Origin of the sequence: Arthrobacter sp. YAF17, from assembly GCF_052113365.1 — a bacterium.
Lineage (GTDB): Bacteria > Actinomycetota > Actinomycetes > Actinomycetales > Micrococcaceae > Arthrobacter.
Genome location: NZ_JBFRDB010000009.1, coordinates 21204 through 42666, shown reverse-complemented (window position 1 = coordinate 42666; position 21463 = coordinate 21204). Strand labels below are relative to the sequence as shown.

The following is a 21463-nucleotide window of genomic DNA, read 5'->3' as shown; positions in this document are numbered from 1 at the left end:
GGGCGGGCCTGTGCGGACGGGCGGACCGGCAGGCAGAGGCGGAAACGCGCAAAAAAATACGGCGGGGGTCCACCGAAAGGTGGGCTCCCGCCGTCGTATCCCGGCGGTCAGGTCGTGGTCTTGTTGCGTCCTGTGATGGCGCCGTAGACAAGGGCAACCACGAGGCCGCCGACAATGGCAAGGAGCCAGGAACCGAGGTTCCAGAATTCCATCTTGCCGCCGCCGAACAGCAGGTCGCCGATCCAGCCGCCGACAACTGCGCCGACAACACCGAGCACGAGGCTGGTCACCCAGCCGCCTCCGACCCTGCCAGGCATGACTGCCTTTACTATTGCACCTACTATGAGTCCGAGAATGATCCAGCCTAGAAAGCCCATTGCTCCTCCTACATATTCGTCGGCATCCAAATAGTGGATTCCGATTATGGCTTCAAGCTAACATAGGCCGGTTTGCTTGTCAGCAGGATCACACCCAATCGTTACTTGCCCGGTGACCTGCGCCGTTGCGGGTGGAAGCCGGGTCCACGCCGGGCGCTGCCGGGCGCCGCCGGCGTCTGGTGCGGCGCTGGTGCGGTGCTGTTTTTTCGGTCCTCTCTGCTGTGCCGCCGGTGATGAGATGCGCACTGCTGTGCCGGGGCGATAACGGGTACCGTGTCTCTTGTGGGCACAGGCACGGGCCGGAGCCCACCACCGGCTCGAACCCCTAAGGAGAAGCTCCCTTGGCTGCAAACGGCGGTACTAAGGCGATTGTTGCGGCGCTGGCCGCGAACCTGACGATTGCCGCGCTGAAATTCGTCGCCTACTTCCTGACGCTTTCCTCATCGATGCTGGCCGAAGCGATCCACTCACTCGCGGACTCCGGCAACCAGCTCCTGCTGCTGGTGGGCGGCAAACGGGCGAAGCGGGCGGCGAGCCCGGAGCATCCCTTCGGCTACGGACGCGAGCGCTACATCTACGCCTTTATCGTCTCGATCGTGCTGTTCAGCGTCGGCGGCCTCTTCGCCCTGTATGAAGCGTGGGGAAAGCTCCAAGACCCCCACGCCATCGAGGGGGCGTTCTGGTGGGTCCCGCTCGCCGTACTCATCGGCGCCATCATCGCCGAGTCCTTCTCATTCCGGACCGCGATCACCGAATCCAACCCCATCCGCGGCAAGCAGAGCTGGGTCAAGTTCGTCCGCAGTGCCAAACAGCCGGAGCTGCCGGTCATCCTCCTCGAGGATTTCGGCGCCCTCGTGGGCCTGGTCTTCGCCCTTTTCGGCGTGAGCCTGACGCTCATCACCGGGAACGGCGTCTGGGACGCCCTGGGCACGGCGATGATCGGGTTCCTGCTCGTGGCTATCGCAGCCGTGCTGGCCGTGGAAACGAAGTCCCTGCTGCTCGGCGAATCCGCAACGAAGGACGACGTCGTCAAGATCCGGGCGGCCATCGAGTCCGATGGCACGTCGATCATCCACCTCAAGACCCTGCACCTGGGCCCGGAAGAACTGCTGGTTGCTGCCAAGATCAGCATCGGCCGCTCGGAGACGGGCCAGGAAATCGCCAAGGCGATCGACGACGCCGAGACCCGGATCCGCGCGGCTGTGCCGATCGCCCGGGTCATCTACCTGGAACCGGATGTTCAGCGCGTCAGCGCGCCGTAACCGAGGCTGGGCCCGCAGTCAGGGCGACCACAATTCTGAAGGGGCCGCCGGTCCGGCAGCCGCCACGCGGCTATCGGACCAGCGGCCTCCTACGTTCCACGAGGCCGCTGATGACGGCGACGCCGAGGCCCAGGAGGGCCAATACGGCCCCGACAAGGGCGGGCGCGACGTAGCCCCAGCCCCACGCGATGACGAGGCCGCCGAGGAAGGCGCCCAGGGCGTTGGCCACGTTGAGGGCGGCGTGGTTGAGCGAGGAGGCCAGTGAGGGCGCATCCGGGGAGGCATCCAGCAGCCGGGTCTGCAGGGCCGGGACCAGCAGGGAACCGGCGCCGCCGACGACGAAGACCATGACATAGGCGGACCACGGCCAGTGCACGGCCACGGCGTAGACCACGAGTGCCACGGCGATGCCGGGGAGCACCCAGTAGATGGTGCCCATGACGGACTTGTCAGCGATCCGGCCGCCGACGATGTTGCCGGCCACCATGCCCAGCCCGTACAGCGCGACGACGAGCGGGAGCCAGGCCGCGGGAATGCCCGCGACGGAGGTCATCGTGTGCGCAATGTACGTGTACGTGGCGAAGAAACCGCCGAAGCCGACGATGCCGATCAGGATTGCCAGCCAGACCTGCAGCCGCTTGAGGGCGCCCAGCTCGCGGCGGAAGCTGGCATCGGCGTGGGGCTTCTGGAACGGGACGAACTTCCAGAGCATCACCAGGGTGAGGAGGCCGATCACGCCCACCAGCAGGAAGAGGAGCCGCCAACCGTACGTCTGGCCCAGCCAGGTGCCGAACGGGACGCCGATGACGTTGGAGACGGTCAGGCCGGCCATGACCATCGAGATCGCCCAGCCGCGTTTGGTCGGAGCGACCAATGATGCCGCGATCACGGCCGCGACGCCGAAGAACGCCCCGTGCGGCAGGCCCGCGGCGAAGCGGGACACCAGCATGGTGCCGTAGTCCGGGGCGATGAACGACGTCAGGTTTGCGATGCTGAAGAACAGCATGAGCCCCAGGGCAAGGTACTTGCGCGGCATTTTGGCGCCGACGGCGGCCAGCAGCGGGGCCCCGATCACGACGCCGAGCGCATAGGCGGAGATCAGGTGTCCCGCTTCCGGGGTGCTGATGTTGAGCCCCTGCTCCACCTCCTTGAGCAGGCCCATCATGGTGAACTCCGTGGTGCCGATGCCGAATCCGCCCATGGCGAGGGCGAGGATGGCGAGGGCAAGATGGCGGGTGCCGGTCTTGGGCGTGGCCGGGGCTTGTGTGGTGGTTGTCATTCGTCTGCTTTTCGGGAACGTTCCCGGCGCGGGCCAGGGGGATGCGGCAAATTAAATCTGATGTGTGGGGTTGATTCGTGTAACGGGGCGGACGCACTCGATATTCCGCGTACTCAGGACGGCGTCGGCCCCTTCCATTGTCCCCTAACCCTGGGCCGCCCCTAGACTTGGAGGCGTGACTGGACTCATTGGCGTTGTCGGCGGAGCAGTACTGGACTCTTTGGCCGAACCCGGCCGGCTGCTCGTGGCGCGGCGGACGGCGCCCCCTCACTTTGCCGGAATGTGGGAGTTCCCCGGCGGCAAGGTCGAGACCGGGGAGACGGCCGAACAGGCCCTGCACCGCGAGCTGCTCGAAGAGCTTGGCGTGAGCGTCCGGCTCGGCGCCGAACTGGAAAGCGGGTCCGCCGACGGCTGGCCGCTGAACGAGCGCGCCGCCATGCGTGTGTGGTTCGCCGAACTCCGTGACGGCGATCCGCACCCGCTGCAGGACCACGATGAGCTGCGCTGGGTCAACCTCCGGAACCGCAACGAGGTGCTGGGCCTGCCCTGGATCCCGGCTGACCTGCCAATCGTCGAGGCGTTGCTGGACAGGCTTTCCGTGGCCGACTCCACGGCCGTGTCCGCGCACTGAACGGATAGCTTGCGGGCCGCCGCGGCCCCACCTCTCGCCAAAGCGTGAAGCATGGAACTACGCTGAAGCGAATCGAGAGGAGCAGCCCGTGCAGGTTGGTGTCAGGCGGGAACAGCGTGCAGGCGAACGGCGGGTTGCGGCCACACCGGAGACGGTGCAGCAGCTCACCAAACTTGGTTTGGACGTGGCGGTGGAAACCAGCGCGGGCGCCGGGGCCGGTTATGGCGACGCCGCCTTCGCCGCGGCCGGAGCATCGGTCGTTCCGGATCTGAGTCCCGGTTCCCTGGATGTCCTGCTGCACGTCCGGCCGCTGGAACCAGAAACTGCCGCAGGCCTTAAGCCCGGCACCATCACCATCGGATTCGGCTCCCCGGGGTCGGAACTGCCAACTGTGGACGCCCTCGCCGCTGCGGGGGTGACCTCGTTCGCGCTCGAGCTGGTCCCGCGCATCTCCAGGGCCCAGTCGATGGACGCGCTGAGTTCCCAGTCGCTGGTCTCCGGCTACCGCGCTGTGCTGGAAGCGGCCCTGCGCTATCCGAGGTTCTTCCCGCTCTACATGACGGCCGCCGGAACCATTCCTCCCGCCCGGGTGCTCGTCCTGGGCGCCGGCGTCGCCGGGTTGCAGGCGATTGGTACCGCGAAGCGCCTGGGGGCGCGTGTCTCCGCCAATGACATCCGGGCGGCCTCCGCCGACGAGGTCGCTTCCATGGGGGGAACCTTCATCCACCTGGACCTTGACGCGGCGGCTGCCGCGGAAGGCAGCGGCGGCTACGCCCGTGAGCTCGGCCAGGACCGGGCGCAACGCCAGCGCGCCCTGCTGGCCCCGCACGTCGCGGCGGCGGATGTCCTCATCACGACGGCGGCGATCCCCGGCCGCGCAGCCCCCTTACTCGTGACGACGGAGATGGTGGCGGGAATGCGGGCCGGTTCAGTCGTCGTCGACCTTGCGGCAGAGTCGGGCGGGAACGTGGAGGGCGTTATCGCGGGCCGGGACCTCCAGATCCCGGTGGAGGGCGGGTCCGTGACCCTGGTAGGCCTGCAGGACGCCGCCTCGGCGATGCCTGCGGACGCGTCCCGGCTGTTCGCCAAGAATGTCGCGAACCTGCTGGCCCTGATGACAGCCGACGGCACGGTAGTTCCGGACTTCGACGACGAGGTAGTCGCGGGCGCCTGCCTCACCCACGGCGGCTGCGTCCTGCATGCCGCCACTGCCGAAGCATTGGAGGCCCTCAAATGATGGATCCGATCACGCTGCTGACGGTGGTGGTGCTCGCGGTATTCGTGGGCTTCGAAGTCGTCTCCAAGGTGACCAGCAAGCTGCATACTCCGCTCATGTCCGGTGCCAACGCCATCCACGGCATCATCCTGGTGGGCGCCATCATCGTGGCCGGCCAGGCCGGCGACCCATGGTTGTTGACCATCGCCCTCATTGCCGTGATTCTCGCGACCGCCAACCTGGTCGGCGGCTTCGTCGTCACGGACAGGATGCTGGAGATGTTCGGCGGGCGGAAGCCCGCCCGGCCCGCTGCCGGGGCGGGGGAGGACGGAAAATGAACATCCTCGGCCCCGGCTGGACTGCCCTGTTCTACCTCGTGGCGGCGGTCTGCTTCATCCTCGCGCTCAAGGGCCTGAGTTCTCCCCGGACAGCCCGGCGGGGCAACGCCATCGGAGCGGCCGGCGCGCTGGTGGCAGTCGTCACCGTGTTCCTCTCCGCCAAACTGGAGAACATCCCGATGATCATTGCCGCGATCGCGGTCGGCTCCGCCGTGGCCGTCCCGGTGGCCAGACGCGTGCAGATGACCCAGATGCCGCAACTGGTCGCACTCTTCAACGGGGTCGGCGGCGGGGCCGCCGCACTGGTGGCGGTACTGGAACTCGGCCACAGCGAGGACCCCTGGGTGCGGCTGGCCGTGGTGTTTACGATGCTGGTCGGCGCCGTGTCCTTCGCCGGCTCGGCTGTCACGGTGGGCAAGTTGCAGGAGCTGATCAGCACCCGGCCCCTGCTGTTCCCCGGCATGCCGGTGGTGATGGGTGCTGTGGTGCTGGGGGCGGTCGCCGCCGGGGGCTTCGTCGTGGCGACGGGTTCCACCGGCTGGGCTGTGGCGCTGATGGTGCTGGGCCTCGCGGCGGGGCTCCTGCTGGTGCTGCCCGTCGGCGGGGCCGACGTGCCGATTGTGATCTCCCTCCTCAACGCATTCACCGGCCTTGCGGTCGCGGCCTCCGGCATTGTGCTGGGCAACGTGCTGCTGCTCGTCGCCGGCACGCTGGTCGGGGCCAGCGGTACCATCCTGACCAAGGTCATGGCGTCCGCCATGGGCCGCGGTGTCGCCGGCATCATGTTCGGCGCCTTCCGGGGCGGCTCGACGGCGGGATCAACCGTGCAGAGCGACCGGCCGGTGCGCTCCTCCTCGCCCGAGGACGTGGCCGTACAGCTCGGCTATGCGCAGCGGGTGGTGATCGTCCCCGGCTACGGGCTTGCCGTGGCCCAGGGCCAGCACACGATCGCCGAGCTCGCCCTTGCCCTGGCGGCCCGCGGCGTTGAGGTGGCCTTTGCCATCCACCCGGTGGCCGGGCGGATGCCGGGTCACATGAACGTGCTCCTCGCAGAGGCGAACGTTCCCTATGAGGCGCTGAAGGAGCTCGACGAAGCCAACCCGGAGTTCCCGAACACCGACGTGGCGCTGATTGTGGGTGCAAACGACGTGGTCAATCCAGCGGCCAAGTCCACGCCAGGGGCGCCGATCTACGGGATGCCGATCCTGGAGGTTGCGCAGGCCGGTCAGGTGGTGTTCCTCAAGCGCTCCATGCGGCCGGGCTTCGCCGGGATCGAGAACGAGCTGCTGTTTGATCCCAAGACCACACTCCTGTTTGGTGACGCCAAGGATTCCCTCACCCGGGTCCTGGGCGCCGTGAAAGCCCTCTAGCAGCACTGTTGCTTGGGCAACTGCATGTGTCTTGCGTTCAGAAACTTGCATTTAGATCTCGCGTTCAGACCCTTCCGTTCAGAACAGGGTGGGCTGCGCCGCCTCCGCGGTGTGGCTCCCGTGCCGGGCTCCGGCGAGGGCGGCCGGCTCGGGGATGCTGCCGGCGGGGTACTGCGCTTCCTCGTCCCTGGGATCGATGCTGTTGGGATCGTAGCTGACGGTGCCAGTGCTGTTGGGATCGTTGCTGCCTGGATCGCCGTTCAGGTCGCTGTGGCTGAAGCCCTGCGAGCCGGAGAAGCCGTGCAAAGCCTTGAAGTACCGGATGCGGCCGGACAGCCAGGCCCGGTACTCCTTGGAGGCGTAGGAACCCGTGCCGTACAGCCGGCGGTACTTTCCGGCGAGCTGGGGATGCTCCCTGGCAATCCACTGCATGAACCACTCCCGGGTTCCGGGCTTGAGGTAGAGGGCTCCTGCGGTGACGCCGGTGGCGCCCGCCGCCGCCAGGGAGGCGAACAGGGAATCGAGGGCCTCGTCGCTGTCAGAGAGCCACGGCAGGATGGGCATGGCCATCACCCCGCAGGGCAGCCCCGCCTCCCGGAGCCGCGTGATCAGCTTCAAGCGCGCACGCGGACCGGGCGTGCCGGGCTCCACGGCTTCGGAGAGGCGCTCGTCCGTCATCGCCAGCGAGATGCCCACGCCGACAGGCACCTGGGCTGCGGCGTGCTTCAGCAAAGGAATGTCCCGGGCCAGCAGCGTGCCCTTGGTCAGGATCGACAGGGGAGTGCCGGAATCGGCCAGCGCCCCGATGATGCCCGGCATCAGCCGGTAGCGGCCCTCGGCCCGCTGGTAGGGATCCGTGTTGGTGCCCAGGGCCACGTGCTGCCGGCCCCAGGAGGGTTTGGCCAATTCCCGGCGCAGGACCTCTGCGGCATTGATCTTCACGACCACCTGGCTGTCAAAGTCCAGCCCGGCGTCGAAGTCGAGGTACGTGTGGCTCTTCCGGGCGAAGCAGTAGACGCAGGCGTGGCTGCAGCCGCGGTAGGGGTTGATGGTCCACTCGAACGGCATCCGGGAACCGGCGACCACTTTGTTGAGCACCGATTTGGCAGTGACCTCATGGAAAGTGACCCCGGCGAACTCGGGGGTGGTGACGGAGCGCACCAGCCCGATCAGGGGCAGCAGGGCATCCGTGGCAGGGGACTGGCCGCGCCCGCTCGTTACTCCGGGTTCCCCCGCACCCGGGTCCCCGGTTCGTGGACCCTTGCTTGGGCCCCTGTCTCCGGGAGCCGGATTGAGTGCTTGTGCGTCCCATCTCATGGTTCCATTCGAATATATGTTCTAGTTTAAGTCAAGGGCCCGCGCCGCATCGGAACCGCACGTTTCGGGACTGCGGATTGCCCTTCGGTTCCACGGGCGGGCCGCATTGTTAGGCTGGGGCGATGATTCTCCTGACAGGGTTCGAACCGTTCGGCGGCGAGGGCACCAACCCGTCGTGGTCAGCCGCGCGGGAGGCCGCGGTCCGGCTCCGGGCCGAGGGGCTCGACGCGCAGGCCGTGGAGCTGCCCTGCGTCTTTGGCGACGCCATCCGTGTTCTGGAAGCTGCGCTGGAGCGGTACCGCCCTGAGCTGGTGGTCTGCGCGGGGCAGGCCGGCGGACGGCCCCGCATCTCGCTGGAGCGGATCGCGATCAACTGCGACGACGCGCGGATCCCGGACAATGCCGGCAACTCGCCCGTGGACCGGCCCGTGGTTGACGGCGGACCCGCTGCCTACTTCAGCACCCTCCCGATCAAGGCGGCGCTCGCGGCCCTGCTGGCGGCAGGGATCCCCGCCGAGGTATCCCAGACCGCCGGCACCTACGTCTGCAACCACCTGTTCTACGGGCTGATGCACGCCCTGCGGCTTCGGCCCGGGACCCGGGGAGGCTTTGTCCACGTTCCTTACGAACCGGCCCAGCTGCCGCTTGGGAGCACCAGCCCGTCACTTCCGCTGGAGCAGCTGGCGGAGGCGCTCGCCGTCGTCGTCCGCAGTTCCCTGGCGACCGGGGCAGACCTCAAGATCGCCGCCGGCGCCACGCACTAGGGGCCCAGGCGCCGTCTCAGCCGAGCAGTTCCCACACGACGCCGACCGTGGCGCTGATGCTGGACTCGCCGGCCTCCACCGTAAGCGAGTCCACTGCGGCGGCCCGCTGCATCTTCGCGACCGGGATGGGCGCCGCGTGGCCGGACTGCTGCTCGAGCGAGACCACGTTGCCCAGGGAAGCGCCGGCGAGTGACGCGAAGTGCCCGGCCGTGGTGAGGGCGTCCTGCCAGGCGGCTTCGCGGGCCCGGGCGGCGACGGCGGCAGGATCGGCGAAGCCGAGCTCCAGCCCGTTGAGCCGGACGTCGTTGCCGCCGGCTGCGACCGCGGCGGCGATGACCTCCGACGACGTTCGCAGGTCCCGGAGCCGGACACTCAGCGCGCTGGACGCCAGATAGCCGGAGACGACCTGCCCCCGGCCCTCCTGCCAGTTCACCTCGGCGCGGACATTCAGGCCCGACGTCGTGATGTCCGGATTGGCGACGCCGAACCCGCGCAGTGCCGCGGTGATTGCCGCGGAGACGCGGCCCGCCTCGCCGTACGCCGCGCCGACGTCCTCCCGGCGGCACTCGACGCCGATCGAGAGGGTCAACAGGTCCGGGGCGGCTTCCGCGCTGCCGGATCCGGTGACTGAGATTGTCCTGGGGCTGTCGGTCATGTCATGCCTCGTTCCGTTGGGGATGTTCGGATCGTGTGCCGGGATCCCGTGCCCGGCTCCGGGTAGCCGCCGGCCTGCAGTCCGGCCCGGCGTTCGAAGAAATTACGCGAGCCCGGGTTGCCCGTCCGGAGCAGGGACCAGCCGGCGGCGAGGAAATACAACGGCAGGAAGGGAAGGCCCAGGCACCAGGCGTACTGGGTGCTGTGGCGCTCCTCGTGCCCGAGCAGCACAGGGTTGGCCAGGACTTCCTCCGGCCCGGCGCGGAAGAGCACCACATTGCCCACCGTGAAGGCGGCGGCGAAGGGCAGCCGCCAGCGGTAACCGGTGGCAATCAGCAGTCCCCGGGGTCCGCGGCGGACGGGGGAGCGGGCGCAGCCGGCCAGCAGCAACCCCAGCGGGGTTGTTGCATTCAGTACATTGGCCAGCTGCCGCAGCCGTTGTCCCGGCGTCATGAGGCCATGCTAGCCGGGCACGCCCGCCCTGCGGGATGGGAAACAGTGCTGGATAGCTGGACAGCACCGCAGCCCTGCGTGCGGGCAGGGCCGAAAGCCGGGGGAGTGGAGGGGTGAACGGGGGGTGAGCTACGGGGTACCGTCACGTTCGGGCACCTGAGCCCGTTCAACTAGACTGAAAGGGAGTGCCCGCCGGAGCGATTTTTGGCGTGCCCTGTCCTTTGTCAACGCGCTGGTCCCTGAACCATTTCGAGGGTCCTGTGCCGTTGGCATGAACCGACTCGTAGCTAAGAACAGTAGATGACTGAAACTTTGCCGGGCGCCGGCGTCCCGAATCCCCTGGATGAAGCCGCCATCACCGCCGCCGTAGACCAGGCCGTTGCCGCCATCGCCGCCGCCTCCACGCTCGACGAACTCAAGGCCGTGCGCCTCGCGCACACCGGCGAGAAGTCCGCGCTGAGCCTGGCCAACCGTGAAATCGGCAGGCTGCCGAAGGACCAGAAAGCCGCGGCCGGCAAGCTCATGGGCTCCTCCCGCGGACGCGTCAACAAGGCGCTCGCGGACCGCACGGCCGAGCTCGAAGCCGAGAACGACGCCCGCATCCTGGTCGAGGAGACCGTCGACGTCACGGCGGCCCCGCGGCGCCGTCGTGCCGGTGCCCGACACCCGCTGTCCACCCTGCAGGAGCGCGTCGCGGACATCTTCGTCGGCATGGGCTGGGAGATCGCCGAAGGCCCCGAGGTCGAGTCGGAGTGGTTCAACTTCGACGCGCTGAACTTCAAGCCGGACCACCCGGCCCGCGAAATGCAGGACACCTTCTTCGTGGAGCCGCCCGAGGCGCACCTGCTGATGCGCACCCACACCTCGCCGGTGCAGGTCCGCTCCATGCTGGAACGCGATCTGCCCATCTACGTGCTGTGCCCCGGCAAGGTGTTCCGCACCGACGAACTCGACGCCACGCATACCCCGGTGTTCCACCAGTTCGAGGGCCTCGCCATCGACAAGAAGCTCAGCATGGCGGACCTCCGCGGCACCCTGGAGCACTTCGCGCGCCAGATGTTCGGCGACGAGGCCCAGATCCGGCTGCGCCCCAACTACTTCCCGTTCACGGAGCCTTCCGCCGAGCTGGACATCTGGCACCCCGGCGCCAAGGGCGGCCCCAGCTGGATCGAATGGGGCGGCTGCGGCATGGTCAACCCCAACGTGCTCCGCGCCGCCGGCATCGATCCGGACATCTATTCAGGTTTTGCCTTCGGCATGGGCATCGAGCGGACCCTTATGTTCCGCAACGAGGTCGGCGACATGCGCGACATGATCGAAGGCGACGTACGTTTCAGCGAGCACTTCGGGATGGAGATCTAACAGTGCGTATCCCCCTTTCCTGGCTGCGTGAATTCGCGCAGGTACCGGCCGGCGCAACGGCCGAAGACGTCATGGCGGACCTGGTCAAGGTCGGCTTTGAAGAAGAAGCGGTCCACCGGCCCACGGACGCCCTGCAGGGCCCCGTGGTGGTGGGCCAGGTCCTGAGCATCGTCAAGGAACCCCAGACCAACGGCAAGACCATTAACTGGTGCCAGGTCCGCGTGGTCCCCGAAGGACAGCAGCAGAGCCTCACCGGCGAGGGCATCGACCCCTCCGGTGTCCAGGGGATCATCTGCGGCGCCCACAACTTCGTGGAAGGCGACAAGGTGGTGGTCACCCTCCCCGGTGCCGTGCTGCCGGGCGACTTCCACATCTCCGCGCGGAAGACCTACGGGCACCTTTCCGCCGGCATGATCGCGTCCGTGCGCGAGCTCGGCATCGGCGAGGACCACGACGGCATCCTGGTGCTCTCCCGGATCGGGCTGGACCCGGAAATCGGCGCCGACGCCATGGAACTGCTGGATCTCTACGACCAGGCCGCCGAAATCAACGTCACCCCGGACCGCGGCTACGCGTTCTCGATCCGCGGTGTGGCCCGCGAGTACGCCCACGCCACCGGCACCTCCTTCACCGATCCGGCGTCGAAGGTCCAGGCTCCCGCGGCACTGGCCGGCGGCTACGGCGTCAAACTCAACGACGACGCCCCGATCTACGGCAAGCCCGGCTGTGACCGCTTTGTGGCCCGCACCGTCCGCGGCGTCGACGCCACCAAGCCGACGCCGCCGTGGATGTCTTCCCGGCTGCGGCTCGCCGGCATCCGCTCCATCTCCCTGCCGGTGGATATCTCCAACTACGTCATGCTCGAACTCGGGCAGCCCACGCACTGCTACGACCTGGCCAAGCTCACGGGCGACATCGTGGTCCGCCGGGCCGTGGCCGGCGAAAAGATCACCACCCTGGACGAGAAGGTCCGGGCGCTCGACGTCGAGGACCTGCTGATCACCGACGGCTCCGGCGCGATCGGCATCGCCGGCGTGATGGGCGGCGCCGCGACCGAGGTCAGCGATTCGACGTCGAACGTCCTCGTTGAGGCGGCGCACTTCGACGAGGTGTCCATCGGACGCTCCCGCCGCCGCCACAAGCTGCCGTCCGAAGCCTCCAAGCGGTTCGAACGCGGAGTGGACTGGCACGTGGCTGGCACCGCCGCGCAGCGCGTCGTTGACCTTCTGGTCGAACTCGCCGGCGGCACCGCGGATGAGGCAGGGACCGACGTCGGGACCGCGCCGGACACCGTCACCGTCGAGCTGCCCGCAGCCTTCGCCGCGGAACGGATCGGCATCGACTTCACCGAGGAACAGATCGTCACCTCGCTTGAGGACCTGGGCGCCGTCGTGGTCAAGAACGACGGCGGCTACACCGTGACGGCCCCGAGCTGGCGCAATGACCTGGAAACCAAGGAGGACCTCTCCGAGGAGATCGCCCGGCTGGTCGGCTACGACCAGATCCCGGCGAGCCTTCCCGTGGCGCCTCCCGGCCGCGGCCTGACCCGGGTCCAGCAGCAGCGCCGGCGCCTGGTCCAGGCCCTGGCCGCTTCCGGACTCACCGAGGTCCTGGCCTACCCGTTCGTGTCCAAGGCCGCCAATGAAACCTTCGGCGTGTCCACGGAAGGATCGCCGCGCAAGGCCCTCAAGCTGGCCAACCCGATCAGCGAGGAGCACGGCTACCTGCGCACCTCGATCCTGCCCGGCCTGATCGACGCCGCCAAGCGCAACCACTCGCGCGGCTTCCGCGACCTGGCGCTGTTTGAGGCCGGCCTCGTGTTCCTGCCCGGCGACACGCTCGGCACCGCGTCGATCCCGCCGCTTGGCGTCAAGCCCGGCGATGAGGTCCTGGACGGCCTGTACGACGGCGTCCCGGACCAGCCGCTGTACGTCGCCGCCGTGCTCACCGGACACGACTCACCGGCCGCCGCAGCCCACACGCCCCGGGCGTGGGACTGGGCCGACGCGCTGGACATCGCCAGGACCGCCGGCGACGTGCTCGGCGTCGAGATCGTGATCAGCCAGGGGCAGCACCAGGCCTTCCACCCCGGACGGACCGCCCAGCTGGCGCTCCGCACCGGCGAGGTCCTGGGCTTCGCCGGCGAGCTGCACCCGAAGCTGCTGGCCGCGCACGACATGCCCGAGCGGTCGGTGGCGATCGAATTCAACGCGGACGCCCTCTTTGAGGCGGCCGCCGACGTGATCGTCGCCCGGCACATCTCCACGTACCCGGTAGCCACCCAGGACGTCGCCCTCGTGGTGCCGCAGGAGGTCCCGGCGGAAGAGGTGCTCGCGGCCCTGCGCGAAGGCGCCGGCGAACTGCTCGAAGACGTCGCACTCTTCGACGTGTACGCGGGCAAGGGCATCGAGGACGGCAAGAAGTCGCTGGCCTTCAGCCTGCGCTTCCGTGCCATGGACCGCACGCTGACCGCGGACGAGGCGTCCGCGGCCCGCGAGGGCGCCGTTGCCGTGGCCCACGAGCGCTTCGGAGCAGTCCAACGCTAAAGCAGCCGKGGCACAGGGGAACCCTCGCCGTCGCCGGAATCACCGTCCGGTCCGTTCGTCTTGCCGACGTCGGACCGGACGGTGAGGTCTTTCTCGGTGCCGCCGAACGCGCACGCGCCGCAGGCATCAAGGACCCGGGCGCCCGGCGGGACTTCCTGGCTGGCAGGATCGCGCTAAGGGAATTCGCCGCCGGAATCCTGGAAGTCCGCCCCGGGGAACTGACTGCGGCCTACACCTGCCCGGAGTGCGGGACGGGGCCGGAGCTTGACCACGGCCGGCCCGGCTACCTGCTTGGTGCTGCCCCCGCCGGCCTGCTTTTGAGCCATTCCCGCAGCCGGGGCTGGGCCCTGCTGGCCGCGGGTCACAGCGGCGCGGCCGGTGCGATCGGCGTCGATCTGGAGCACAGCTCCGGGGTCGTGTTCCAGGGGTTCGACGACGTCGCCCTCACCCCGGCGGAACGGCAGCTGCTCGCGGCGCTGGCGCCGGAGGAGGCGATGCCGTGGCGGGCAGCCGCCTGGGCGCGCAAGGAAGCCCTGCTGAAGGCACGCGGCACCGGGCTGCGGGTCGATCCGGCCACGGTTGAGGCCTTCGCGGAGCCCGCCGAGGGCACTGTCCTCGTTGATCTGGACACGGTTGCTCTGGGCTTGCCGGCCGGCTTTGCCGCCGCGCTGGCCGTCGTGGGAAGTGTCTAACAGCGGCAAGCAGGCTGGTAGCCCCTCCGGTTAGCGCTTTTTCCCGGTGGAGAGGCGGTGCCTGCCGGGGATGTTTTAGGGCACACTGGTGGCGTGAGCGGAATCCGGTGGGTACTGCACGTCGATCTCGACCAGTTCATCGCGGCGGTCGAAGTGCTCCGGCGCCCGGAGCTTGCGGGCAAGCCGATCATTGTCGGCGGTCGGGGCGACCCCACGGAACGCGCTGTGGTGTCGACCGCATCCTACGAGGCCAGGGCGTTTGGCGTGGGCTCCGGCATGCCGTTACGCATCGCGGCGCGGAAAGTGCCGGACGCCGTGATCCTGCCCGTCGACCACGAGGCCTACCTCGCGGCGTCGGAAACGGTGATGGCTACCTTGCGCGCGCAGCCCGGCGCCACCGTGCAGGTGCTGGGTTGGGATGAAGCCTTCGTTGGCATTGAGACAGAGGACCCGGAAGCTTACGCCCGGCAGGTGCAGGCCGCGGTCCTGGAGCAAACTCAGCTGCATTGCAGCGTGGGCATCGGCGACACCCTGGTCCGGGCCAAGGTCGCCACCGGTTTCGGCAAGCCGGCCGGCGTCTTCCGACTCACTGCCGGGAACTGGATCGACGTCATGGGAAGCCGGCCCACCAAGGACCTGTGGGGCGTCGGAACCAAAGTGTCGGGCCGGCTGGCCAAACTCGGCATCAACACCGTCGCCGAACTGGCCGCCTCCGACCCCCGGGACCTGGTCCCAGAATTCGGCCCCAGAATGGGTCCGTGGTACGCGGAGCTGGGCCGCGGTGACGGCACCAGCGTCGTGGACGACACCCCGTGGGTTGCCCGCGGGCACAGCCGGGAGACCACCTTCCAGCGGGACCTGACCGACCCGGCCCAGGTGGACGACGCCGTGCGGGAGCTGACGGCGCATGTCCTCGAAGATGTGGTGGCCGAAGGACGGCCCGTGATTGGACTGACCCTGAAGGTCCGCTACGCGCCGTTCCTCACCAAGACCCACGCGCGGAAGATCCCCGAGACCTTCGACCGGAACGAAATCCTCACGCGGGCCCTGGACCTCGCAGCCGGAATCGAAGCGGGCCGTCCCATCCGGCTCCTGGGCCTGCGGGCCGAGATGACAATGCCCGACGATGCCCGACAGGGACATACGCCGACCCGCGGCGGCTGGTGACGGCGTCGTTCGTCTGCAAAGCCGCCTCCGTCAGGGCAGATCAGCCATCCGACCCTGCTTCGAGTAGCCGTGCGGGTGTCAGTTCTTCTTCAGTTCCTCGGCGAGCATCACGATGATGCCGCTGGGGCCGCGGAGGTAGGTGAGCTTGTAGACGTCCTTATAGGTCGCCACGCCGCGTAGCGGATAGCAGCCGTGCTTCGCAGCTACCTCAAGGGCTTTGTCTATGTCGTCGACCGAGAAAGCCACACGGTGCATGCCAATCTCGTTGGGACGGGTGGGTTCCGATTCGATCGCTTCGGGGTGGATGTACTCGAAGAGTTCAAGCTGACCGTGACCGTCCGGCGTCTGGAGCATCGCTATGTTGGCGTGGTTTCCGTCAAGGCCGACGGCAGTGTCGGTCCACTCGCCGCTGACCGTGTCACGGCCAACGACCGTGAGCCCGAGGTCGGTGAAAAAGGAAATCGTTGCTTCGAGGTCGCGAACCGCGATACCGACGTTCTCAAGTTTGATGGCCATGCGTTGAACCTACCAAGGCGGACCGGTTAGCTCCAGAGGCGGCAAGGCTGGCGCCCCTCGTCGGTGGGTTCCTCGAAGGCCTCCTGCTCCTCATCAGGTGGCCGGCCAAGCGTGGCTGCAGTTCAGCCGGCGGCCGGCAGCGGCGGCAGGGCCTCCTGGTACAGCCACGGGTGCAGCAGCGACTCGGTATCGAGCCCGGTCGCGTGGTCCGCGGTGAGAATGAACTGCTGTGTTGAGACGGAGCCGTGACGGTTCTGGCTTGCCCAGTCGTGCAGCAGCGAGAAGAACGCCAGGTCGCCGCAGCGCAGGCGCAGGGCGTGCAGCGCCAGGGCGCCGCGCTTGTAGACCCGGTCGTCGAACATCAGCTCGGGGCCGGGGTCGCCCACGAGCAGGTCCTGTTTGCCGGCGGCGAGCTTCCGCCAGGCAGCGGCTGCCCGCCGGGCCACCGTCAGGACACCGGCTTCTTCGGACCAGATCCACTCGGCGTAGCAGGCAAATCCCTCGTGCAGCCAGATGTCCTTCCACGAGGCGGCCGTCAGTGAGTTCCCGAACCACTGGTGGGACAGCTCGTGCGCGATGAGCCGCTGCGACTCCCAGTCCTGCCCCAGATGGTTGGGGCCGAAGATCGACAGGCTCTGCGCCTCCAGCGGGATCTCCAGTTCATCCCCGGCCACCACGACGGTGTACTCGGCGAACGGATACGGGCCGAAACAATCGATGAAGGTGCGCATCATCTCGGGCTGCCTTGCCAGGCCCCTGCGGGCCGCCTCTGCCAGCTCCGCCGGAACAGCCGCATACTGGGGCACCTGAACCGCCGGGCGGACGGGGTTGAGCGCCAGGAGTTCGTAGCGGCCGATCTGGACCGTGGCAAGGTACGTGGCCATCGGCTCCGACTGCTCGTAGACCCAGGTCTCGCGGCTGGACCTGGTGGTGCGCGAGACCAGGATCCCGTTGCACACAGCCCGGTAGTTCGCGTCCGTTGTCACCGAGATCCGGTAGCTCGCCTTGTCCTTCGGATGATCGTTGCAGGGGAACCAGGACGGTGCGCCGTTCGGCTGGCCGGCCACCAGCACCCCGTCGGTGAGCTCCTCCCAGCCGACCTCGCCCCACAGCCCGCGGCGAGGAGAGGGATTGCCCACGTAACGGATGTCCAGCGTAAATTCCTCACCGGGCAGCAGGGCGGCTTCGGGGACGACGACGAGCTGGTCGGCGCGGTGGCTGAACCTCCGGACCCTCCGCCCGGAGAGCTGGACCTTGGTGGCACGGAGCCCGGTCAGATCCAGCACGATGGCCGACGTCGGGCGCTGCGTCACTGCGTGCACCACCGCGCGCCCGTTCAGGCGGTTGCTGCTGAGCTTGTAGTCCAGATCGAGTTCGTAGCGGGTGACACGGTAGGCATCCGTGCCGTGGCCCGGCAGGTACGGATCGGGGGAGCCGGCAGTATCGCCCGAGGGCAGGCCGCTTCCGCTGCCTGGTGCGACAGCGGAACTCGGTGGCGTGGAACTCATCAACCGTCTTTCGGGATTGCAGGGCGGGAGGACGGGGCGGGGCTACTTCAGTTTGGGGACGGGCGCGGCCGGCCCGCCCCAGGGGCTCACCGGATTGCCCATCCAGTACGTCCCGGCGGGCACCGTTTCACCCCGCATCACGAGGGACGCAGGGCCCACCGTGCCGCCTGTGCCAATCCGGGCCTGCGGGAGGATGACTCCATGCGGTCCCATGGTTGCCCCGTCATCGAGCGTAACAGTGTCGATGCTCATGACCCGATCGTGGAAGAGATGGGTCTGGACCACGCAGCCGCGGTTCACCGTGGAGTTCCGGCCCAGCGTGACGAGGTCAGCTTCGGGCAGCCAGTAGCTTTCGCACCAGGTGCCCGCGCCGATCTTGGCTCCCAGGGCCCGGAGCCACCAGACCAGGGCCGGGGTGCCGCTGGCAGAGCGGGCGAACCAGGGGGCGCTGACCATTTCGATGAAGGTGTCCACCACCTCGTTGCGCCAGATGAAGGAGCTCCACAGCGGATGCTCGCCGGGCTTGATGCGCCCGACCAGCAGCCACTTCGCCACGACGGCGCTGCCCGCCGCCACGGCGCCGGAGAGGAGGATTACGACGCCGCCCAGCAGGGCAGCGACGCCGTAGTTGAAAACTGTTGCGAGCCAGTCGAAGGCGAGGAAGACCCCGGCAGCGATCGCGACCGTGGCCACCACGGGGACAAAACGGCACAGCTCCCACAACGCCCGGGCAACCTTGAGCTTCAGCGGCGGCTGGTAGGTCCTTGTGTCGTCGGAAGCGATGGCAGTGCGCCGGAGCCGGACCGGCGGGCTGCCCAGCCAGGAGGTCCCGGATTTCGCCTTGGCCGGAGTCGCCGAGAGCACGGCCACGAGGGAGTTCTTGGGCACGTTGCGGCCTGCGGCGGTCATGCCGGAGTTGCCAAGGAAGGAGCGTTTGCCGATTTTGGCCGGCGCGATCCGCAGCCAGCCGCCGTCGAGCTCGTAGGACGCCACCATCGTGTCGTCGGCCAGGAAGGCGCCTTCGCCGACCGTGGTCATTTTGGGGATCAGCAGGACAGTGGAGGCCTCCACGTTTTTGCCGATCCTGGCGCCGAGCAGGCGCAGCCAGGCCGGGGTGAACAGGCTGGCGTAAATCGGGAAGAGCAGGTCGCGGGCCAGGTCCAGGACCCGCTCCGTGGCCCAGACCTGCCAGCCGATCCTGCTCCGGACCCGGTAGTACCCTTCGGCCAGGCCGACGCCGAGGAGCCGGGTGGTCAGGAGGATCAGCACAAGGTTGGACAGGAACCAGACCAGGGCCGCCGGCGGCAGCGACAGCAGGAGCTGCGGCAGTGCGGCGCCCAGCGATTCGTTGCCGCGAATGAAGCCATAGACCACCAGCGCCGCGGCGGCAGCGGAGACGTAGGGAATCAGGGCCAGGACGGCCGAGGCGGCCGCGAAGCCGGCGAACCAGAGCCTGCCGATCAGCGGGCGGTGCGGGGGAGTGTCCGGCCAGGAGGGCTTGGCCTTGCCGCGGCGCTCGGCCGGGGACCCGGCGACGAGTTGCCCGGATTTCACCTTGCCCAGGACGGCCGAACCGGGCTCCACCTTCGCGCCGGCTCCGATCGTGGCGCCCGGCATCAGGGTACTGCGTGCCCCGACCGTGGCGCCGGGGCCGATGCGGATGGCCCCGATGTGGACGACGTCGCCGTCGATCCACCAGCCGGACAGGTCGACCTCGGGTTCGACGTTGCAGCCGTTGCCGAGCGAGAGCAGTCCGGTGACGGGCGGCAACGAGTGCAGCTGGACATTGTTGCCGATTTTCGCTCCGAGCGCCCGGGCGTAGTACGGCACCCAGGGTGCGCTGGCCAGGCTGATGGCGCTGGCCAGGTCCTGGATCTGTTCGGCCAGCCAGAGGCGCAGGTGGACCCGGCCGGAGCGCGGGTACGTCCCCGGCACCACCTTGCGGAGCAGCAGGCGGGCCGCAGCGACGGAGATCAGCATCCGGCCCGCCGGGCTAACGAAGATGAGCCACGACGCGCCCACCCACCACCAGGACACCGTGGGGGCCGCCGTGAAACCGGCGAAGGAGGCGAGCAGATTGTTCGCCGCCATCAGGTACGTCAGCCAGCGCATGCCTACGAGGATGTGCAGCGGAACGCCCATCAGGGTCTGGAAGGCCTGCGACTTGCGGGCCGTCGGCCGGACCGTGCGCTCCGGCGCCGGGCCGGCGCCGCCGTCGGGCAGGGACTGGCGCGCGACGTCGATAAGCGCCCCGATCCGGGGAGTGGCGTAGATGTCTGCCACCGTGATGGTGGGGTAGCGGACGCGAAGGGCGGAGACCAGCTGCGCAGCGGCGAGGGAGCCGCCTCCGTAGGCGAAGAAATCGGCGTCGAGGTTGGACACGGCGCTGCCCAGCACGGCACCCCACTGCTCCACGATCCAGGTTGCGTCGCCCGGCAGGTTCAGCGGGGCCGCTGCGGTGTCGGCGGCTCCGGCGCCCGCCAGGGGCCACGGCAGCGCGTGCCGGTCCACCTTGCCGCTGGTCTTGGTGGGCAGCGAATCAACCACGGTCAGCAGCGGGATCAGCGGGGCCGGCAGGCTGTCGCCGAGCAGCTCCCGGGCGGCGGCCAGATCGAGATCCCGGCCCCCGGCCGGGGCTAGGTAACCGACGAGGATCTGGTTGCCGGCCGCCGTCGTCTGCACCGCGGCCGCCGCACCCGCCACATCCGGCAGCGACTGCAGGGCTGCGTCGATTTCGCCGAGTTCGATCCGGCGCCCGCCGAGCTTGACCTGTTCGTCGGCGCGGCCCTGGAAGATCAGCCCTGCGGCCTCGTAGCGGACCAGGTCGCCCGAGCGGTAGGCGCGCGCCCAGCCCAATGACGGCATCGGGGCGTACTTCTCGGCGTCCTTCGCGGGGTCCAGGTACCGGGCCAGGCCGACGCCGCCGATGATCAGTTCGCCGACTTCACCCTCCCCGACCGGCAGGGAATTGGCGTCCACGACGGCGAGGTCCCAGCCGTCCAGCGGCAGGCCGATCCGTACCGGACCGGGACCGCCCAGCGGTGCCGCGCAGGCGACGACGGTGGCCTCGGTGGGCCCGTAGGTGTTCCAGACCTCGCGGCCTTCGACGGCGAGCCGCTCGGCGAGGTCCGGCGGGCACGCTTCGCCGCCGAAGATCAGCAGGCGGACGCTTTCGAGGGACTCCACCGGCCACAGCGCGGCGAGGGTGGGCACCGTGGAAACCACCGTGATGCCGTGGCTGATCAGCCACGGGCCAAGGTCCATGCCGGTCCGGACCAAAGCCCGGGGAGCCGGGACAAGGCAGGCGCCGTGCCGCCACGCGAGCCACATCTCCTCGCAGGAGGCGTCGAAGGCGACCGAGAGGCCTGCCAGGACGCGGTCCTGCGTCCCGACCGGATCGTCCTGCTGGAAGATGCGGGCTTCGGCGTCGACGAAGGCCGCCGCCGAACGGTGCTGCACCGCCACGCCTTTGGGGGTCCCGGTGGAACCAGAGGTGAAGATGACCCAGGCGTCGTCGTCCGGGCCGGGAAGCCGCGGTCCCGGGAACGGGCGGGGCCGCTGCCCCTCCGTCACAATCTCCCCGGCTCCGCGTAATATCCCGGCAACCCGGGCCTCGCCGAACACGAGCCTGGCCCGTTCCTCGGGGTCGTCCGCGTCCACCGGGACGTACGCGGCCCCGACCATCAGGATCGCCAGGATCGAGACGTAGAGAAGGTTGGTGCCGGAGGGAATCCGGACCCCGATTTTGTCGCCGGCACCGAGGCCGGCGAGGTGCAGCTCCTTCGCCCTGGCCCGGACCGCGTCCAGAAGCTGGGCGTAACTGAGCGATTCGTGGCCGTCGTCGAGGGCGGAGGCCTCCGGGAAGCGCGCGGCGGTGTCCTGCAGAATGTCGACCAGGGTCCGCTCCGGCGGTGCCGCCAGGGACCCCGGAAGCTGCGGCCGGAACGCCGGGCTCACGGTGGCGAGGGCCTGCGGAGGGCCGCTGTGTTGCGCTTGCTGATCAGTCACAGG

At 68.8% G+C, this 21463-nt stretch carries 18 protein-coding genes; 10 read left to right on the top strand and 8 right to left on the bottom strand.

From position 1 onward, the window contains the following. Positions 1-107: 107 nt before the first annotated feature. Complete coding sequence (locus AB4Y67_RS08955) at positions 108-377, bottom strand: GlsB/YeaQ/YmgE family stress response membrane protein (protein WP_223985465.1); 270 nt, start codon at positions 375-377, stop codon at positions 108-110. A gap of 341 nt (positions 378-718) precedes the next feature. Between AB4Y67_RS08955 and AB4Y67_RS08950 the strand changes: the two genes are divergently transcribed. Beyond that, a complete protein-coding gene (locus tag AB4Y67_RS08950; RefSeq protein WP_441405428.1) occupies positions 719-1639 on the top strand; it encodes a cation diffusion facilitator family transporter in 921 nt (306 codons plus the stop codon). Positions 1640-1709: 70 nt separating this feature from the next. Here the strand turns inward: AB4Y67_RS08950 and AB4Y67_RS08945 are convergent, their stop codons facing one another. Beyond that, positions 1710-2918, bottom strand: a complete 1209-nt coding sequence (locus tag AB4Y67_RS08945) for an MFS transporter (RefSeq protein WP_441405427.1) — start codon at positions 2916-2918, stop codon at positions 1710-1712. 175 nt (positions 2919-3093) lie between these two features. Between AB4Y67_RS08945 and AB4Y67_RS08940 the strand changes: the two genes are divergently transcribed. The 4 genes from AB4Y67_RS08940 (at position 3094) to AB4Y67_RS08925 (ending at position 6473) form a co-directional block, all read left to right on the top strand. Further along, complete coding sequence (locus AB4Y67_RS08940; protein ID WP_441405426.1) at positions 3094-3549, top strand: (deoxy)nucleoside triphosphate pyrophosphohydrolase; 456 nt, start codon at positions 3094-3096, stop codon at positions 3547-3549. An 88-nt stretch (positions 3550-3637) separates the two neighbouring features. Next, a complete protein-coding gene (locus AB4Y67_RS08935) occupies positions 3638-4786 on the top strand; it encodes a Re/Si-specific NAD(P)(+) transhydrogenase subunit alpha (RefSeq protein ID WP_441405425.1) in 1149 nt (382 codons plus the stop codon). Further along, positions 4786-5103, top strand: coding sequence for an NAD(P) transhydrogenase subunit alpha (locus AB4Y67_RS08930; protein ID WP_441405601.1), 318 nt, complete (start codon positions 4786-4788; stop codon positions 5101-5103). Before AB4Y67_RS08935 ends, AB4Y67_RS08930 begins: the two co-directional genes overlap by 1 nt. Further along, positions 5100-6473: an NAD(P)(+) transhydrogenase (Re/Si-specific) subunit beta gene (locus AB4Y67_RS08925; protein ID WP_441405424.1), complete on the top strand. Its 1374-nt coding sequence runs from the start codon at positions 5100-5102 to the stop codon at positions 6471-6473. The genes AB4Y67_RS08930 and AB4Y67_RS08925 overlap by 4 nt, the downstream gene beginning before the upstream one ends. Positions 6474-6551: 78 nt before the next feature. Here AB4Y67_RS08925 and AB4Y67_RS08920 read toward each other — a convergent pair whose 3' ends face one another. After that, the gene (locus tag AB4Y67_RS08920; RefSeq protein ID WP_441405423.1) at positions 6552-7790 is read right to left on the bottom strand and encodes an Rv2578c family radical SAM protein; all 1239 of its coding nucleotides are present in this window, start codon (positions 7788-7790) and stop codon (positions 6552-6554) included. 122 nt (positions 7791-7912) lie between these two features. Between AB4Y67_RS08920 and pcp the strand changes: the two genes are divergently transcribed. Further along, entirely contained in the window at positions 7913-8554 is a 642-nt protein-coding gene (gene pcp / locus AB4Y67_RS08915; RefSeq protein ID WP_441405422.1) for a pyroglutamyl-peptidase I, read from the top strand. A gap of 16 nt (positions 8555-8570) precedes the next feature. Here the strand turns inward: pcp and AB4Y67_RS08910 are convergent, their stop codons facing one another. Together AB4Y67_RS08910 and AB4Y67_RS08905 are read right to left on the bottom strand one after the other, a co-directional pair. Then, complete coding sequence (locus tag AB4Y67_RS08910; RefSeq protein WP_441405421.1) at positions 8571-9209, bottom strand: SIMPL domain-containing protein; 639 nt, start codon at positions 9207-9209, stop codon at positions 8571-8573. Continuing rightward, positions 9206-9661, bottom strand: a complete 456-nt coding sequence (locus tag AB4Y67_RS08905) for a hypothetical protein (RefSeq protein ID WP_441405420.1) — start codon at positions 9659-9661, stop codon at positions 9206-9208. Before AB4Y67_RS08905 ends, AB4Y67_RS08910 begins: the two co-directional genes overlap by 4 nt. Before the next feature lie 300 nt (positions 9662-9961). On the opposite strand from AB4Y67_RS08905, the gene pheS reads away from it, so the two are divergent. The 4 genes from pheS (at position 9962) to AB4Y67_RS08885 (ending at position 15428) form a co-directional block, all read left to right on the top strand. Next, complete coding sequence (pheS, locus tag AB4Y67_RS08900) at positions 9962-11023, top strand: phenylalanine--tRNA ligase subunit alpha (RefSeq protein WP_441405419.1); 1062 nt, start codon at positions 9962-9964, stop codon at positions 11021-11023. Between the two features lie 2 nt (positions 11024-11025). After that, on the top strand, positions 11026-13569 hold the full coding sequence (gene pheT / locus AB4Y67_RS08895; protein WP_441405418.1) for a phenylalanine--tRNA ligase subunit beta: 2544 nt from the start codon (positions 11026-11028) through the stop codon (positions 13567-13569). A gap of 317 nt (positions 13570-13886) precedes the next feature. After that, a complete protein-coding gene (locus AB4Y67_RS08890; RefSeq protein ID WP_441405417.1) occupies positions 13887-14261 on the top strand; it encodes a 4'-phosphopantetheinyl transferase family protein in 375 nt (124 codons plus the stop codon). Between the two features lie 93 nt (positions 14262-14354). After that, positions 14355-15428: a DNA polymerase IV gene (locus tag AB4Y67_RS08885; RefSeq protein ID WP_441405416.1), complete on the top strand. Its 1074-nt coding sequence runs from the start codon at positions 14355-14357 to the stop codon at positions 15426-15428. Positions 15429-15506: 78 nt separating this feature from the next. Here AB4Y67_RS08885 and AB4Y67_RS08880 read toward each other — a convergent pair whose 3' ends face one another. The 3 genes from AB4Y67_RS08880 to AB4Y67_RS08870 form a co-directional block, all read right to left on the bottom strand. Further along, on the bottom strand, positions 15507-15944 hold the full coding sequence (locus AB4Y67_RS08880) for a VOC family protein (RefSeq protein ID WP_441405415.1): 438 nt from the start codon (positions 15942-15944) through the stop codon (positions 15507-15509). 122 nt (positions 15945-16066) lie between these two features. Further along, on the bottom strand, positions 16067-17452 hold the full coding sequence (locus tag AB4Y67_RS08875) for a M1 family metallopeptidase (protein ID WP_441405414.1): 1386 nt from the start codon (positions 17450-17452) through the stop codon (positions 16067-16069). A 42-nt stretch (positions 17453-17494) separates the two neighbouring features. Further along, the gene (locus tag AB4Y67_RS08870; protein ID WP_441405600.1) at positions 17495-21409 is read right to left on the bottom strand and encodes a Pls/PosA family non-ribosomal peptide synthetase; all 3915 of its coding nucleotides are present in this window, start codon (positions 21407-21409) and stop codon (positions 17495-17497) included. Between the last annotated feature and the right edge of the window lie 54 nt (positions 21410-21463).